General features: G+C 63.5%; 13 protein-coding genes. 11 read left to right on the forward strand and 2 right to left on the reverse strand.

The window, feature by feature from the left end; all coding sequences use genetic code 11:
• Window positions 1–56 precede the first annotated feature (56 nt).
• From ACYVHT_RS00765 to ACYVHT_RS00795, 7 genes are all read left to right on the forward strand, one after another.
• Window positions 57–485 carry a hypothetical protein gene (locus ACYVHT_RS00765; protein ID WP_460546936.1) on the forward strand — a complete coding sequence of 143 codons (429 nt, stop codon included), beginning with the start codon at window positions 57–59 and terminating at the stop codon, window positions 483–485.
• A 174-nt stretch (window positions 486–659) separates the two neighbouring features.
• A complete protein-coding gene (locus ACYVHT_RS00770) occupies window positions 660–1,106 on the forward strand; it encodes a hypothetical protein (protein WP_460546938.1) in 447 nt (148 codons plus the stop codon).
• 144 nt (window positions 1,107–1,250) lie between these two features.
• The gene (locus ACYVHT_RS00775; protein ID WP_460546940.1) at window positions 1,251–2,630 is read left to right on the forward strand and encodes an MBL fold metallo-hydrolase; all 1,380 of its coding nucleotides are present in this window, start codon (window positions 1,251–1,253) and stop codon (window positions 2,628–2,630) included.
• 136 nt (window positions 2,631–2,766) lie between these two features.
• Window positions 2,767–3,369, forward strand: coding sequence for a hypothetical protein (locus ACYVHT_RS00780; protein WP_460546942.1), 603 nt, complete (start codon window positions 2,767–2,769; stop codon window positions 3,367–3,369).
• 192 nt (window positions 3,370–3,561) lie between these two features.
• Window positions 3,562–4,803, forward strand: a complete 1,242-nt coding sequence (gene sbcD / locus ACYVHT_RS00785) for an exonuclease subunit SbcD (RefSeq protein ID WP_460546944.1) — start codon at window positions 3,562–3,564, stop codon at window positions 4,801–4,803.
• Window positions 4,804–4,854: 51 nt separating this feature from the next.
• On the forward strand, window positions 4,855–5,142 hold the full coding sequence (locus ACYVHT_RS00790) for a hypothetical protein (RefSeq protein ID WP_460546946.1): 288 nt from the start codon (window positions 4,855–4,857) through the stop codon (window positions 5,140–5,142).
• 82 nt (window positions 5,143–5,224) lie between these two features.
• The gene (locus ACYVHT_RS00795) at window positions 5,225–8,641 is read left to right on the forward strand and encodes an AAA family ATPase (protein WP_460546948.1); all 3,417 of its coding nucleotides are present in this window, start codon (window positions 5,225–5,227) and stop codon (window positions 8,639–8,641) included.
• A gap of 16 nt (window positions 8,642–8,657) precedes the next feature.
• Here the strand turns inward: ACYVHT_RS00795 and ACYVHT_RS00800 are convergent, their stop codons facing one another.
• Together ACYVHT_RS00800 and ACYVHT_RS00805 are read right to left on the reverse strand one after the other, a co-directional pair.
• Window positions 8,658–9,728, reverse strand: a complete 1,071-nt coding sequence (locus tag ACYVHT_RS00800) for a DUF6687 family protein (RefSeq protein WP_460546950.1) — start codon at window positions 9,726–9,728, stop codon at window positions 8,658–8,660.
• A gap of 66 nt (window positions 9,729–9,794) precedes the next feature.
• Window positions 9,795–10,127, reverse strand: a complete 333-nt coding sequence (locus ACYVHT_RS00805; protein ID WP_460546952.1) for an HNH endonuclease — start codon at window positions 10,125–10,127, stop codon at window positions 9,795–9,797.
• Between the two features lie 172 nt (window positions 10,128–10,299).
• Here ACYVHT_RS00805 and ACYVHT_RS00810 point away from each other — a divergent pair, with 172 nt between their 5' ends.
• The 4 genes from ACYVHT_RS00810 to ACYVHT_RS00825 all read left to right on the forward strand — a co-directional run bounded on the left by ACYVHT_RS00810 (window position 10,300) and on the right by ACYVHT_RS00825 (window position 14,542).
• Window positions 10,300–10,734, forward strand: coding sequence for a hypothetical protein (locus tag ACYVHT_RS00810; protein ID WP_460546954.1), 435 nt, complete (start codon window positions 10,300–10,302; stop codon window positions 10,732–10,734).
• 114 nt (window positions 10,735–10,848) lie between these two features.
• Entirely contained in the window at window positions 10,849–11,160 is a 312-nt protein-coding gene (gene trxA / locus ACYVHT_RS00815) for a thioredoxin family protein (RefSeq protein ID WP_460546956.1), read from the forward strand.
• A gap of 106 nt (window positions 11,161–11,266) precedes the next feature.
• Window positions 11,267–13,630, forward strand: coding sequence for a TonB-dependent receptor (locus ACYVHT_RS00820; protein ID WP_460546958.1), 2,364 nt, complete (start codon window positions 11,267–11,269; stop codon window positions 13,628–13,630).
• 60 nt (window positions 13,631–13,690) lie between these two features.
• The gene (locus tag ACYVHT_RS00825) at window positions 13,691–14,542 is read left to right on the forward strand and encodes a DUF4249 domain-containing protein (protein WP_460546960.1); all 852 of its coding nucleotides are present in this window, start codon (window positions 13,691–13,693) and stop codon (window positions 14,540–14,542) included.
• Window positions 14,543–14,609 lie beyond the last annotated feature (67 nt).

The following is a 14,609-nucleotide window of genomic DNA, read 5'->3' on the forward strand; positions in this document are numbered from 1 at the left end:
CTTGCCGCGCCCGCATCCAAACCGGCATTCGCTATTATCCCAATTCTTACCATTTTATGAAAAAGCTCCTCCTGCTGCTCGCTACCGTGGCGGCCACTACTGCCACCAGCTTTGCCCAGGCGCCCGCCGCGCAGCCCGCCCCGGCCGGCACCCAGAAATCGCCCGACCAGATGGCCGAGCGCCGCGCCCAGTACCTCGCCAAAGAGCTCGGCCTCTCGGCCGACCAGCAGGCCCGGCTGCAGCCCGTGCTGCTGGCCCAGCGCCAGGAAATGCTGGCCCTGCGCGAGCAGGTGCAAACCGGCGGCCGCCGCCGGGGCATGGGCCAGGACCTGAAAGCCTCCCAGGCCAGGTACGATGCCCAGATTAAGGGCATCCTCACGCCGGAGCAGTATGCCAGATTCGGCCAGATGAAGGACGAGCAGCGCGACAAGATGCGTGAGCGCCGCCAGAGCGGCCAGGGCCTGGGCGCGCCCGCCGCGCAGTAGTTTCGGGTGGCTCCATCCACAAAAAGCGCCCGTTTATCGACAGATGCGGGCGCTTTTCGTTAGGCCATTATTCATGGCATACCGCTTGCAAAGACCTCGGCAGCCGGAGCGGTTGTCGCCTCCGAGGCTGCTGTTCCCTCACCCCTTCTTACTTCTTTATTTTACGTTTCACTCATGAAAAAGACCCTCGCCCTGCTGGCAGCCCTCGCCTTCGCTACTGCCGGCACCAGCTTCGCCCAAACCGCCGTGAAAACGACCGGCTCCGATGCCAACGCCACGGCCCGCCACTACCAGAAGGGCCCCAAAGACCCCGCCAAGATGGCCGACCACAAAGCCGGCAAGATGGCCAAAGAGCTCGGCCTCAGCGCCGACCAGGAAGCCAAAGTAGAGCAACTGCTGCTGGCCCGCCAGCAGGAAAGCCAGGCCCTCAAAGCCAAATATGCCGCCAACAAGGATGCCGGCCGTGCCGAGATGAAGGCCTCGCACGAGAAATACCAGGCCCAGCTCAAGGCCATTCTCACGCCCGAGCAATACGCCAAATTCGACAAGATGAAGGACGAGCACCACGGCCACGGCAAAGGCCAGGGCGGCGGCAAGATGAAAGTAAAAGCCAAAGCTTAAGCCTCACGCTCAGCCGATAGCAAACAAAGCCCCAACCTCTCCGGTTGGGGCTTTTTCGTGTTCCAGCCCCGGCCACGCAGGTCCGTGCATTCGGCCGCTTGCTTATATTTGGCCAAACCACCCGGCTTAAAAACTCCTCTCCCCATGCCTCCCCTTCCCAGTAGCACGGCCTCGGCCGTGCAAATCCAGCAGTTTTACGATAAGGGCCTGGCCCACGCCAGCTACGCCGTGCGCAGCGGCCGCCAGGTTGCCATCATCGACCCGGGCCGCGACCCGCAGCCTTACTATGATTTTGCCGACGAGCACGAGGCCCGCATCGTGGCCATTATCGAGACGCACCCGCACGCCGATTTTGTGTCGTCGCACCTGGAGATTGCCGAAGAAACCGAGGCCCCCATCTACTGCAGCAAGCTGGTAGGGGCCAGATACCCGCACAAAACCTTCGACGACGGCGACCGCATCAAGCTGGGCAGCTACGAGCTGCACGCCATCAACACCCCCGGCCACTCGCCCGACTCCATCAGCATCCTGCTCATGGATGAGCTGGCCCAGAGCCGCGCCGTGTTCACCGGCGATACGCTGTTTGTGGGCGACGTGGGCCGGCCCGACCTGCGCGAAGACGAGGCCGTGGGCGGCCACAAGCGCGAGGAGCTGGCCGCCCAGATGTACAAGAGCACCCGCAACAAGCTCATGACCCTGCCCGGCGCCACCAAGGTATACCCGGCGCACGGCCCCGGCAGCCTCTGTGGCAAAACCACCAGCCCCGACCTGGACAGCACCATTGCCAAGGAGCTGAAAACCAACTACGCCCTTCAGCCCATGTCGGAGGACGAGTTTATCAAAGTGCTGCTCGAAGACCAGCCCTTCGTGCCCAAATACTTCGGCCACGACGTGAAGCTGAACAAGCAGGGCGCCCGCGGCTTCGAAGACAGCATCCGGGCGGTGCCGCACCTGAGCAGCGCCGCCGCCCTGGAGCCCGGCGTGCTCCTCATCGACACGCGCCCGGCCGCCAAATTCCGCGCCGGCCACCTGCCCGGGGCCATCAACCTGCAGGATGGCGGCAAGTTTGAAACCTGGCTGGGCTCGGTAGTGGGGCCCGGCGAGAAGTTCTACCTGCTGGCCGACTCGCAGATTGCGCTGGACACGGTGGTGCGCAAAACCGCCAAAATCGGCTACGAAGGCAACATCAAAGGCACCCTCCTGGCCCCTTCCGCCCTGCCCGCCACCTCGCCGGCCGTGGATGTGGAGGCCGTGCGCCAGCACCCCGAAGCCTTCACCATCGTGGACATCCGCAACCGCGCCGAGGCCAAGGTTCCGGTTTTCGACAATGCCCTGCTCATTCCGCTGCCCGAGCTGCGCGAGCGTGCCCACGAAATCCCCGCCGATAAGCCGGTGCTTGTTCACTGCGCGGGCGGCTACCGCTCGGCCGCCGGGGCCAGCATCGTGCAAAATGCGCTGCCCGGTGTGGAGGTGCTGGATTTAGGCGAAGCCATTAACGACTTTCAGAAGGCGGCCGTGCATTAAGCGACTGTTGTTTCTAAGGTTTCTGCCCCAGCGGCGGGTATGCTTACACTGAATTGGGCTTGGTGCAGTTAGTCTGGCGTCTAATTGCACCAAGCCCAATTTCATGCTGCCCCAAACCGCCTCACGACGCTCTCCGATGAAATCATTCCTGATACTATTAATCACCCTTTGTGCTCGCCTGTCTTTTGGGCAAGCAGTGGATAGCTCGGGCGCTAAGCATGAGGAGCTTGATAATTATGAGCACTTAAGAACCCGGCAAAAGGAATCAGGAATTGACAAATTAACCTATGTAGATTCGACGTTTAATTTTCAGGTTCAGGTTCCAGACTGGCTCCATTTGAGAGATACCAAATCGGCTTTTGTGTGGGGAGGCACTTTGCCTGCTGTAGAAGGAATTGAAAATGCCATCGTTATTAAAGCCTTCCGAAAATCGGATTATAAATCACTGAAAGACTTTAGGAATTTTCTGGTTGAAGGGCTTGAATTTGGTCATCCGGTGCGGTGGAGTCAATCGCATCTATTCATGGGCAAAAAGCCGCTCGGGCATTACAAAAACGTAGGCGATGCTTACAAAGTTTATATCATGCAGAGAGGGCTGCTGTACCATTGTGAATACATTTTACTCGAAACAAAAACGGCTTATCTCTGGATAGATTACACGGCGACGGAAACAACTTTCGATAAAAACATTGGCAAGTTCGAAGAATTTATGAGCGGATTTAAGGCAATGAATTTTTGAATCTGCTGGCACAATCCGTTAATTACCGGCATCTACATTTCGAATACCAGCATTAGCAGATTGATATTCAAGAAACACTGGAAATGCTGTTCCGAAAATTTATTTAGCGCAGGCTATTGTTGGTAATTTGGATAAGCTGATGGCCGTGGAACTGTTATCTTCGAAGTCCGCTACTCCATTTTCTACTCCATTATGCGCGTCCTTCACACCGCCGACTGGCACCTGGGCCAGCGCCTGCAATCCGGCCACGACCGGCACGACGAGCACCAGCGCTTCCTGCACTGGCTCACCGCCACCATTGCCGAGCAGCGGGTGGAGGTGCTGGTGGTGGCCGGCGACGTATTCGACACCGGCAACCCGCCCAGCGCGGCGCTGGAGCTGTACTACTCGTTTCTGGTGGGGCTGCGGGCCACCGGCTGCCGCGACGTGGTGATAGTGGGCGGCAACCACGACCACCCCGCCACCCTGAACGCCCCGGCCCGGCTGCTGCGCCACCTGCGCGTGCACGTGGTGGGCTGCGTGCCCGAGTGCTTCGAGGAGCAGATTTTTACGCTGGAAAATGCGCAGGGCCAGCCCGGCCTGGTGGTGTGTGCGGTGCCGTTTCTGCGCGACCGCGACGTGCGCCTGTCGGTGCCGGGCGAGTCGGCGGCGGAGCGGGAGGGCCGCATCCGCCAGGGCATTGCCGACCATTACGCCCGCCTGGCCGAGTGCGAGGCCGTGTGGCTGGCCCGCGATACCCACGGCCTGCCGGTGCTGGCCACGGGCCACCTCTACGCGGCCGGCGGCGCGGCTTCCGATTCGGAACGCACCATTCACGTAGGCAATCTGGGCCAGGTGACGGCCGACCATTTTCCCGAAATTTTCGATTACGTGGCGCTGGGCCACCTGCACCGGCCGCAGCAGGTGGGCGGGCGGGCGCACATCCGCTACTGCGGCTCGCCGATTCCGCTGTCGTTTTCGGAGCGGCTGGATGCCAAGCAGGTGCTGCTGCTGGAATTTGAGGGAGCCGCCGCGCCGCGCGTGGAGGTGCTGCCCGTGCCGGTGGCGCGCCGGCTGGTGCGCGTGCAGGGCACGCTGCCCGAGGTGCTGGCCGACCTGCTGGCCTACGAAAACGCCACTCACCCCCTACCGGCCTGGGTGGATGTCGAAATCCACTCCGACCTAGCCCCGGCCGAAGTCAGCGAGCAGCTGGCCAAGGTGCTGGACCTGCTGGACCGCCAGCAGCTGGAAGTGCTGCAGCGCCGCCACCTGCGCCTGAGCGCCGTGCGCCCGCTGGGCGCCGAAACCGAGGAGCCCGAAACACCCCTCACCCGCAACCTGCACGAGTTTTCGGCCCCCGAGGTGTTTGCCCAGCGCCTGGAAAGCGAGCCGGAAGACGGCCGGGCGGTGTTGCAGGCGACCTTTGCGGAACTGCTGGAGTTGATGCACCTGTAGCGCCTGCTTCAGCTTGCGCCCTAGCCGTTCATTGCGATGAAGTCACGCATTATGTACATCGAGAAGAAAGCCGGTTCGCTGACGGGTCCTGCCCGCATCGGGCGGGTTATTTTTTCACGGACTTACCAAAGCCTTTACTACCAGGGGCAGCATTTTATGCGGCTTGGCGGCCACGGTTTCAAGAGCAACTATTACGATGTGGCCACCGGCGAGGAATACTGGATATCTGGCTGCAAAAAGAATGGTGCCGACCGGCTGTATGGTGAGCGGCTGCCAGTTGCAATTGACGAAGAGGTGCGCGAAGAATACTGGACCATGATTCGGAGCAATTCGAAATAAGCATTCCTTCAGCCACCGACCAATTTAATTACAGGCATTATGCTGATGCCACCGGCGCAAGCTGAAGCATGCGCTACTTGATATGAAAATTCTTCGCGTCCGTTTCTTCAACATCAACTCCCTGCGCGGCCGGCACGAGCTGGATTTCACCCAGACGCCGCTGCGCGACGCGGGCCTGTTTGCCATTACGGGGCCGACGGGCGCGGGCAAAACCACTATTCTGGACGCCATTACGCTGGCCCTCTACGGGCAGGTGCCGCGCCACGACAGCAGCGTGGAGCAGGTGATGAGCCAGGGCACCGGCGAAAGCTGGGCCGAGGTGGAATTTGCGGTGAACAACCAGCACTACCGCTCGAAATGGAGCCAGCACCGCGCCCGCAAAAACGCCGATGGCCCGCTGCAGGACTCCAAAATGGAGTTGAGCCAGCGCCCCGCCGAGGCCGACGAAACGGTGGACAAATGGCCGTTTCTGGAAACGTACAAGTCGAAGGTGCCGGGCCGGGTAGCCGAGCTGAGCGGACTGGAATACAAGCAGTTTCTGCGGTCGGTGCTGCTGGCGCAGGGCGATTTCACGAAGTTTCTGAAAAGCAGCCCCGGCGAGCGGGCTCAGCTGCTGGAAAAAATCACCGATACCCGTACGTACTCCGACATTTCGCGCTTCGCCTTCGAGAAAGCCAAGCAGGAAGACCAGCGCACCGCCGAGCTGCGCACCGGGCTGGCGGGCGTCAATCTGCTGTCGGACGAGGAGGTGGCCACGCTGGAAGCCAGCGCCCGGGACCTGACCGCCCAGGTGCAGGCCACCACCGCCGAGCAGCAGCGCCTGACGCAGGCCCACACCTGGCGCCGCCGGCTGGCCGAGCTGAGCGAGGCCCAGCGCCAGGGCCAGACGCGCCTGCACGCCCTCAGCAGCGAGGCCGAAACGCTGGTGCCCGTGCGCCAGCGCATGGCGCGGCACGAGCAGGCCCTGCCCTTCCGCACGCCGTGGGCGCTGCTGCGCGAGGCCGACAAGCAGCACCTGCAGCTGGGCCAGGAAGCCGAAGCCCTGCGCCAGCAGCTCCCGCAGCTGCAGGCCGCATTGGCAAAGGCCGTGGCCAGCCAGCAGCAGGCCGAAGCAAGCCACGCGGCGGCCGTAGCAAGCCGTCGTGAGCAGGAACCCCGGCTGAACCAGGCCGCAGAGAAGGACATCGAGCTGACCGCCGCCCGCAAGCAGCTCGACGAAAACCGCCGGGAATACGACCGCCGCAACGAGCAGTGCAAGCTGCTGAAAACCTCCACCGAGGCGGCCACCAGCCAGCAGCAGGCGCTGCAGCAGCAGTTCAGACAGCTCCAGGACTGGCTGCTGAAGAACCAGCACACCGCCGACTACGGCGAGGCGCTGGGCGCCCTCACCGGCAACCTGCAGGACTGGGAGCACCTGCGCGGCGAGCTGGGCGAGCTGCAAACCAGCGAAGCCAACCGCCAAAAGCGCCTCGAAGCCGCGCAGGCGGCCGCGCAGCAGGGCCAGGCCGCCGTGGAGCAGGCCACGCAGCAAGTGGCCGCGCTGGAAGAGCAGAAGCACGCCGCCACCGCCACCCGCGACCACTGGACGGGGCAGCTCCATCGGCACCAAACCAGCCTGCGCCAGCAGCAGGCCGAGCAGCAGGGCCACTGGCAGGACCTGCGCCGCCTGGTGCAGGCCCAGCAGCTCATTCTCAGCCACGAAGAGGCGCGCCAGCACCTGACCGCCGGCGAACCCTGCCCCCTGTGCGGGGCCACCGAGCACCCGTTTGCCACGGGTGAGCTGGCCGTTTCGGCGGCATCGGTGCGGCAGGACCAGCGGCGCGAGCAGGAGCTGGGGCAGCGGCTTCAACAGCTCAATACGCGCCTGACGCAGGTGGCCGGCCTGCTGGGCATGGTGGAAAGCCACGCCACGGCCGGTGAAGAAACCAGCGCGGCGGGCGCGCTGCTATCGGAAGCCGAAGAAGCAGCAGCCGCGGCTGGGCTGCGCGCCGCCGTGCAGCAGCTGCGCGCGCTGGACCAGCAGCAGCCCGCCCTGCAAGTGCAGCTGAGCCGGGCGCAGGGCACCGTAAAAAATGCCGCCGAGCAGCAGCAGGAGCTCACCGAAGAGCTCACCCGGCTGCGCCAGCGCCTGGCCGATGCCCGCGAGCGGGAGCCGCTGGTGCGCGGGCTGATTGCGAGCATCTGCAGCAGCTTCGGCCTGCAGTTTGGCGGGGAGAACGGCCCGGCGCTGGTTGACCAGCTCAAAACCCTGGGCGCGGCCTACCAAACCCAGCTCAAAGCCGCCCGCGATGCCGAGCGGGAGCTGGCGCTGCTGGCGCAAAAGCTGGCGAAGGAAGTTCCTGAAAAAGACGAGCTATTGGCCTGGCTGAAAACGAACAAGGGCGAATTGCTGCAGCAGCACGAGGCCATTCAGCAGCTTCAGCAGACGCGCCAGGAGTTGTTTGCCGGTGCGGATATTGCCCGGGCCCGCCAGCAGCTGCAAGCCGCCGAAGACACGGCCGCGCAGCAATTGCGCCTGGCCGAGCAGCAGGCCCAAACCCACCGCACGGCCCTGGCCCTGACCGAAGAAAAGCAGAAGCAGCGCGAAACCGACGCCGCCCGCCAGGCCCAGACCCGCGACGCGCAATACGCCGACCTGGTGGCTGGCCTGCGCACCGCCGGCCTGCCCCCCGCTCCCACCGCGCTGGCCGAGCGCCTGCTGCCCGACACCGTGGCCCAGCAGCTCAGCCAGCAGCTCACCCGGCACGAGCAGGCCGTGGCCGCCGCCCAGCAAACCCTGCTCGACGTGGCCCAGCAGCTGCACACCGAAGAAGGCCGGGCCCTCACCACCGAGCCGCTGGAAGCGCTGGCCACGCAGCTGAGCGCCAGCACCGCGCACCTCGCCCATCTCAACCAGCAGCTGGGCCAGTGCCAGCAGCAGCTGCGCGCCCACACGCAGGGCCTGGAACGCCACGCCGCCCTGGCCCAGCAGATTGAGAAGCAACAGCACGAAGCCCGCCGCTGGCGGATTCTGGCCGACCTCATCGGCTCGGCCGACGGCAAGAAATTCAGCGAGTTTGCCCAGGGCCTGACCCTGGCCCGGCTGGTGGAGCTGGCCAACCGCCACCTGCGCCGCCTCAACGAGCGGTACCGCATTGCCCGCCACCCCAGCGAGCACCTCGACCTGCTGGTGGTGGACGAATACCAAGCCGGCGCCACCCGCTCCATGAACTCATTGTCGGGCGGCGAGAGCTTCCTCGTCAGCCTGGCGCTGGCCCTGGGGCTGAGCGAGCTGGCGGGCCGCAAAACCCAGATTGACACCCTGTTTATCGACGAAGGCTTCGGCACCCTCGACCCCGACACGCTGGAAGTAGCCCTGGCCGCCCTGGAGCAATTGCAGGGCCTGGGCAAAACCATCGGCATCATCTCGCACGTCGAGGCGCTCAAGGAGCGCGTCAACACCCAGATTCAGGTGCGGCGCGGGGCCGGCGGCGTGAGCACGCTGCACGTAGTGGGCTGAGGCACAGGGAACGGGCTTACTGCCGAGGATTGGCCGTGCCCGCCGCTTTCACCTCAGCCCAGGTCCAGTATTTCCTGGGCTGAATGCCGGCATAGCCGTCCCGAAAAAACGCCACCACTTCCCTCTCCATCACCTCGGGCGCAATGGAGGAGGCGTAAATCGGCCGGCCGTCGGGGTCGGCGTAGCGCTCGGCTTTGGGGAGCTTGCGGCCGGCGAGGCGCAGCAAGGGGCCGGTGTCGGTGATGCCATCGGCGGCCCAGCGCTGGCCACTGGTTTCCAGCTCATTGAGCCGGGCCACCAGCGGAGCCAGGTTCAGGCGCGGCAGCGTGGAGCGGCTTTCCAGGTCAATCCAGGTAGTGTACTTGTATTCGAGCTCGTAGCGGTTGCCATCGTATTGGCTCAGCACAACATCGCACCCGGCCGTGGGGCCGAACAGCGCATAGTAAGGCACCGGGGCCGGCGTTTTGATGACGGCCAGACCGGTTTCCGGATGGCGCTGAAACGTCGTCAGCGGCCCCTGCAGCTGGGAAACCGCCCCCTTCACCCGCTCATATTCCGGCTGCCAGGCGGCGCGGCCGGCTTCGGGGTCTTGCAGCACTTCGGCGAAGCGCGGCAGAAACCAGTCGAACTTCCCGGCCGACGCCTCGTCCTCACGCCGGCGGCGGATGGGCGCACCGAAAGGCTCGTAGAAACGGGCTTTCTCTTCGGCGTTCAGCCAGCACACCAGCTTCAGCGCCGTGTCTGCCAATGGGCTGGCCCAATCGATTTCCCGAAAATCGCCCAGCACGGCCACCCTGCGCAGCAGCTCTTCGTGCTGCAAAGCCAGCGCCGGATTGAGCAGGCTCCACACGCCGATAAAGCCATCGATATCGAAGTGGTTCGCCGTCACGGCGCGGGCTTCCAGGCCCGGCGTTTCGGGGTGGCGCAGGGCGCGCAGGGCCGAGCCGGCGCTGGTATCGTCGCGCAGGTGCCCGGGCGTGGGCGCCGCCCGCCAGTGCGCCAGCGTAAGCACCGCCCCCAGCCCCACGCTGTCGACGATAATAGTGGGCTGCTGCCGAAGCTGCGCGAAGGGCACAAAATATCTCACAGGGAATGGCGCTGGTTGCGGCAGCAAAGCAACACCGGATAGCGCTTAAAACTCAACATTCACCCCTCAAAACTTCTTCCCGCGCCGGTTGCTGATGCGCTCCACGCGCTGCTTCCGAATCCAGCGCAGGTAGGTTTGCAGCTCCTCGGCCGCCCGTAGCGCCGCTACCGACGGGTAGCGGCGGGCCAGGTCGCGGTTGCTCAAAAACCGGTGCACGCTGCTGTGGCAGGGCTGGCACAGCTCCACCGTGGGGCCGTATTTGCCGCCTTCGGCACGGGGCACCAGGTGGTGGCGCGAGGTGGCCTGCACGGTGCGCTCGCAGAGGCCGCACTGGCAGCCGGCGGCCGAAACCGTGTGGGTGAGCGAGTTGGCAGAAGGCTGGATGTGCTTCCGGGCCATCGTGGCGGAGCGGTCAGAGCGGACGGTGAATTTCGGTGATTCTTAACACAAGGAGCGCGGCGCAAGTTGCGGAATTGTTATGGCCGCGCTATCTTGGCTGCCTTAGGCGTCGAAGCAGGTCTTCATTTAGCCTTTGTTTTACAGTGCTTTCATCTTTTTTTTCAACCGCTCTATGACTACACCTATACTCTCTTTTCTGCTCAAACGCCTGCCGTGGACGGCAGCCCTGGGGCTGCTGCTGCTGGGCGCTGCGCCGGCCGCGCACGCCCAAACCTGGATGGTAAGCACCACGGCCCAAATTAAGCTGGGCGTGCTGGACAAATACGGCCAGCTGGGGCCCTACACAGCCACTTTCATTGTGCACAGCGAAAAAACCGGCAAAGATTTCTACCTCACCAAGGAGCTCGCCAAGGGCCAGACCGGCGTGGATGTGCTGTTTCCCACCGACCCGTCGGACCCGCAGTATTTCAAGGCCGAAACCGGCGAGGCGGCCACCGCCGCGCCCGGCCGCTACACCTGGGAATGCCGCGTGAAGGGCGTGAAAGCCGTGGGCGGCCGGTTTACTTACCCCGAAGTAGCCAACGACGTGACGGTTATCAAGCAATAGCAACGCGGCCCGCTCCAACGTTTCGGCGCGAAAACCCTGCAAAAAGCCTAGCCATGCGCCGGGCTTTTTTCGTTTAGGGGCTGTTATTCGTTTTCACTTTGCTCATTCTCAATCATGCCCCGCAAGTCTTTCTCCGAACTCATCAACAGCCCCGGGATGCCCGTATTGGTCGATTTCTTCGCCACCTGGTGCGGCCCCTGCAAAACCATGGCCCCCATTCTGGAGCAGGTGGCGGCCCAGCACGGCGGCAAGCTGCGCGTCATCAAGATTGACGTGGACAAGAACCAGGCGGTGGCCCAGCAATACCGCGTGCAGAGCATTCCCACGCTCATTCTGTTCCACCAGGGGCAGCCGGTGTGGCGGCAGGCGGGCGTGGTGCCGGCCGCGCAAATTTCGCAGGTCTTGCAGCCTTTCGTGGGCAAATAGGCTCTATTCGCCGGGCGAGGCCGCCGAATAGGGCGGCCGTAAACTATCCGACGAATTCAGGCGTTGGGGAGGGCGCTACCTTTGCAGCTTCCCCTATTGTTACCCTATGGTTTTAGATTCGGCTACGCGTTATTTCTGGTTACTTTTATTGGTAGTGCTGGGGCTGAGCGGGCCGCAGCGGGCAGACGCTCAAAATGCTGCGCGCTTCACCATCAGCGGCACGGTGCGCGGCGGGCGCGGCGAAACCCTGCCCGGGGCCAGCGTGGCCGTGCCCGCCCTCAACACCGGCACGGCGGCCGACTCGCTGGGGCATTTTTCGCTGAGCTTGCCGGCCGGCCGGCACCAGCTGGCGGTGGCCTTTATTGGTTATCAGCAGATTACCCGCGACATCAACCTGACGAAGAACCAACGCCTCAGCTTCGACTTGGCCGAGAGCGGCAACGAGCTGGGCGAAGTGGTGGTGGAAGGCGCCGTGACGCTGGAGCAGAAGCTCAAAACCACCCAGATGGGCGTGGAGCACCTCAGCATTCAGGAGGCGAAGCTGCTGCCGGCCCTGTTTGGCGAGGTCGACATTCTGAAGACCCTGCAGCTGAAGCCCGGCGTGCAGAGCGGCGGCGAGGGCACCAGCGGCCTGTTTGTGCGCGGCGGCTCGGCCGACCAGAACCTGGTGCTGCTCGACAACGCCATCGTGTACAACCCCAACCACTTGTTCGGGCTGTTTTCGGTGTTCAACTCCGACGCCGTGCAGAGCGTGGACCTGTACAAGTCGGGGTTTCCGGCGCAGTTTGGCGGGCGGCTGTCGTCGGTGGTGGACGTGAAGCTGCGCGAGGGCGACCGGCAGCACTACGTGGCCACCGGCGGCGTGGGGCTGATTTCATCGCGCCTCACCTACGAAGGCCCCATCAACAAGGGCAAAGGCTCGTTCATTGTGAGCGGCCGGCGCACTTACTTCGACATTTTCACGCGGGCCCTCAACAAGGCCAATGAGGGCAAAGAGGACTACAGCCCCATTCCGGACTACTATTTCTACGACCTCAACGCCAAGGCCAACTACACGCTGGGCGAGAAAGACCGGCTATTTTTGACCGGCTACCTGGGGCGCGACATTTTTGGTTTCAGCAGCACCAACGGCTTCAATTTCAACTTTCAATGGGGCAATACGGTGGGCTCGCTGCGCTGGCAGCACACGTTTTCGCCCAAGCTGTTTGTCAATACCTCGGTCACGCTGTCGGACTACAAATACAGCCTCGTCAACAAGCTCGACCAGTTCAGCTTCTCGCTGGGCTCCGAAATTCGGGACTACACCGGCCGCACCGATTTCGAGTACACGCCCGACGACCGGCACCAAATTAAGTTCGGGGCCATGCTCACCGAGCACAAGTTTGGCGTGGGCCGGCTCGATGCCAATTCCGGCGACGGCCGCGTGAACTTCGGCTCCGACGTGAACTACTACGGTCTCGATGGGGCTGTGTACTTGTCAGATAACTACAAGTACAACGACAAGCTGCAGCTGGAAGGCGGCCTGCGCCTCACCGGCTTCCGCAGCGGCTCGGACCAGTACGGCGGCCTGGAGCCCCGCGCGGCGGCCCGCTACGCGCTGAACGACAAGACCTCGTTCAAGCTGAACTATGCCATGATGTACCAGTACGTGCACCTGGTGACCAACTCGGGCGCCACGCTGCCCACCGACATCTGGTACCCGTCGCGGCTGAATGTGAAGCCGCAGCAGTCGCAGCAGGTGAGCGGTGGAGGCAGCTTTCTGCTAGGCGGCGGCAAGTATCTGCTGACCAATGAGGTGTACTACAAATGGGGCCGCAACCAGGTCGATTTCCGCGACGGCGCCCAGCTGTTTGTGAACCCCGAGCTGGACGCGGAATTCATTTTCGGCAAAAGCTGGAGCTACGGCAACGAGCTGTACCTGGAAAAGAAAACCGGCAAAACCACCGGCTGGATTGGCTACACGCTGGCTTGGGCCTGGCGCAATTTCCAGCCTCAGCGCGGTGGAAACGGCGTGAACAACGGCCAGGATTTCCACCCCAACTACGACCGCCGCCACAACCTGACCGTGGTGGTCATGCACAAGCTCAACCCGCGCATCACGCTCACGGGCAGCTTCATCTACACCTCCGGCAACCTCACCACGCTGCCGCTGGGCCGCTTTGGCATTCAGGACATTCCCGGCGCCAGCACCGGCCTCGACCCGCGCCCCGTGCCCATCTACCCCGACCGCAACTCCTACCGCCTCATCCCCTACCACCGCCTCGACCTCGGCGTGGTGTATAAAATCGGCGCCCGCCGCGACCAGGACCTCACCCTGAGCATCTACAACGCCTACAACCGCCGTAACGCCTATTTCGTGTTTTTTGAAACGGTGAAGGACAAGGCCACCGACCGCATCACCGGTTTCCGGGCGCAGCAGGTGTCGCTGTTTCCGGTCATCCCGTCGCTCACGTACAATTTCCGGTTTTAGAAAAGAACGCCGTGCCGAGCGCAGCCGAAGCATGACGTTCCATATTGCCCGACCTATCCTATGCTAATCTTCCCCAAAGCCGCCGCCCTGCTCTCCCTCCTGGCCCTGGCCGGCTGCGGCAAGCTGCAGAACAACATCGACGTGCCGCTGCCCAGCTACTCCTCGGAACTGATTGTGGAGTGCTACCTCGAAGCGGGCAAGGTGCCGAGCCTGGCCGTGACCACCTCGGTGCCCTACCTGAGCCCGGTGCTGCCCCAGGTGCCCACCGACGTGACCGTGACCCTGACCCTGCCCAACGGCGCGCAGGTGCCCCTGGCCTTCTCGCCCAACTACAGTGCTTTGCTCGATACCACGGGCGTGAAATTCCACAGCCACATTGGGCGCGACCCGCTGGTGGCACAGCCCGGCGACGTGTTTAAGCTGGACGTGCGCGACACCAAGGGCCGCCACGCCACCAGCACCACCACCATGCTGGCCCCGGTGCCCATCGACTCGATGAGCTACAAGTTCAACGACAAAAGCCCGGCCGAGCGCCGCGCCTACGTCCTTACCAGCTTCCGCGACCTGGCCGCGCCCGACGACTGCTACCGCCTGCAGCTGCACAAGGGCAACCCCGCCCGCGGCGTGCTCCTGAAAGCCCCCGAAACCGATAACTCGCTGGAAGACCGGCTGCTCAATGGCCAGCAAATCGTGTTTGGCACCAGCTACCGCTTCTACCCCGGCGATACCGTCACGGCCACCCTCTACCACACCGAGCGGGCCATGTACCGCTTCCGGCAGTCGGTGCGCGACGCCCGCAGCGCCAACGGCAACCCTTTCGGGCAGCCCTCCGCCATCTACGGCAACGTGCAGGGCGGCATCGGCATCTTCGCCGTGCTGAGCGGCACGAGGATGACGAAGATTCTGCGGTAAGCACCTGTAGCACATGCTTTAGCTTGTGCCCGTCTGCAATAAGCCACTTAAGACGGGCACAAGCTAA

The organism is Hymenobacter daeguensis (assembly GCF_054780555.1).

Excerpts from the sequence above, each read along its gene's own strand:
- ACYVHT_RS00765 (WP_460546936.1), top strand. The coding sequence starts at position 57 with ATGAAAAAGCTCCTCCTGCTGCTCGCTACCGTGGCGGCCACTACTGCC.
- ACYVHT_RS00770 (WP_460546938.1), top strand. The coding sequence starts at position 660 with ATGAAAAAGACCCTCGCCCTGCTGGCAGCCCTCGCCTTCGCTACTGCC.
- ACYVHT_RS00775 (WP_460546940.1), top strand. The coding sequence starts at position 1,251 with ATGCCTCCCCTTCCCAGTAGCACGGCCTCGGCCGTGCAAATCCAGCAG.
- ACYVHT_RS00780 (WP_460546942.1), top strand. The coding sequence starts at position 2,767 with ATGAAATCATTCCTGATACTATTAATCACCCTTTGTGCTCGCCTGTCT.
- sbcD (WP_460546944.1), top strand. The coding sequence starts at position 3,562 with ATGCGCGTCCTTCACACCGCCGACTGGCACCTGGGCCAGCGCCTGCAA.
- ACYVHT_RS00790 (WP_460546946.1), top strand. The coding sequence starts at position 4,855 with ATGTACATCGAGAAGAAAGCCGGTTCGCTGACGGGTCCTGCCCGCATC.
- ACYVHT_RS00795 (WP_460546948.1), top strand. The coding sequence starts at position 5,225 with ATGAAAATTCTTCGCGTCCGTTTCTTCAACATCAACTCCCTGCGCGGC.
- ACYVHT_RS00805 (WP_460546952.1), bottom strand. The coding sequence starts at position 10,127 with ATGGCCCGGAAGCACATCCAGCCTTCTGCCAACTCGCTCACCCACACG.
- ACYVHT_RS00810 (WP_460546954.1), top strand. The coding sequence starts at position 10,300 with ATGACTACACCTATACTCTCTTTTCTGCTCAAACGCCTGCCGTGGACG.
- trxA (WP_460546956.1), top strand. The coding sequence starts at position 10,849 with ATGCCCCGCAAGTCTTTCTCCGAACTCATCAACAGCCCCGGGATGCCC.
- ACYVHT_RS00820 (WP_460546958.1), top strand. The coding sequence starts at position 11,267 with ATGGTTTTAGATTCGGCTACGCGTTATTTCTGGTTACTTTTATTGGTA.
- ACYVHT_RS00825 (WP_460546960.1), top strand. The coding sequence starts at position 13,691 with ATGCTAATCTTCCCCAAAGCCGCCGCCCTGCTCTCCCTCCTGGCCCTG.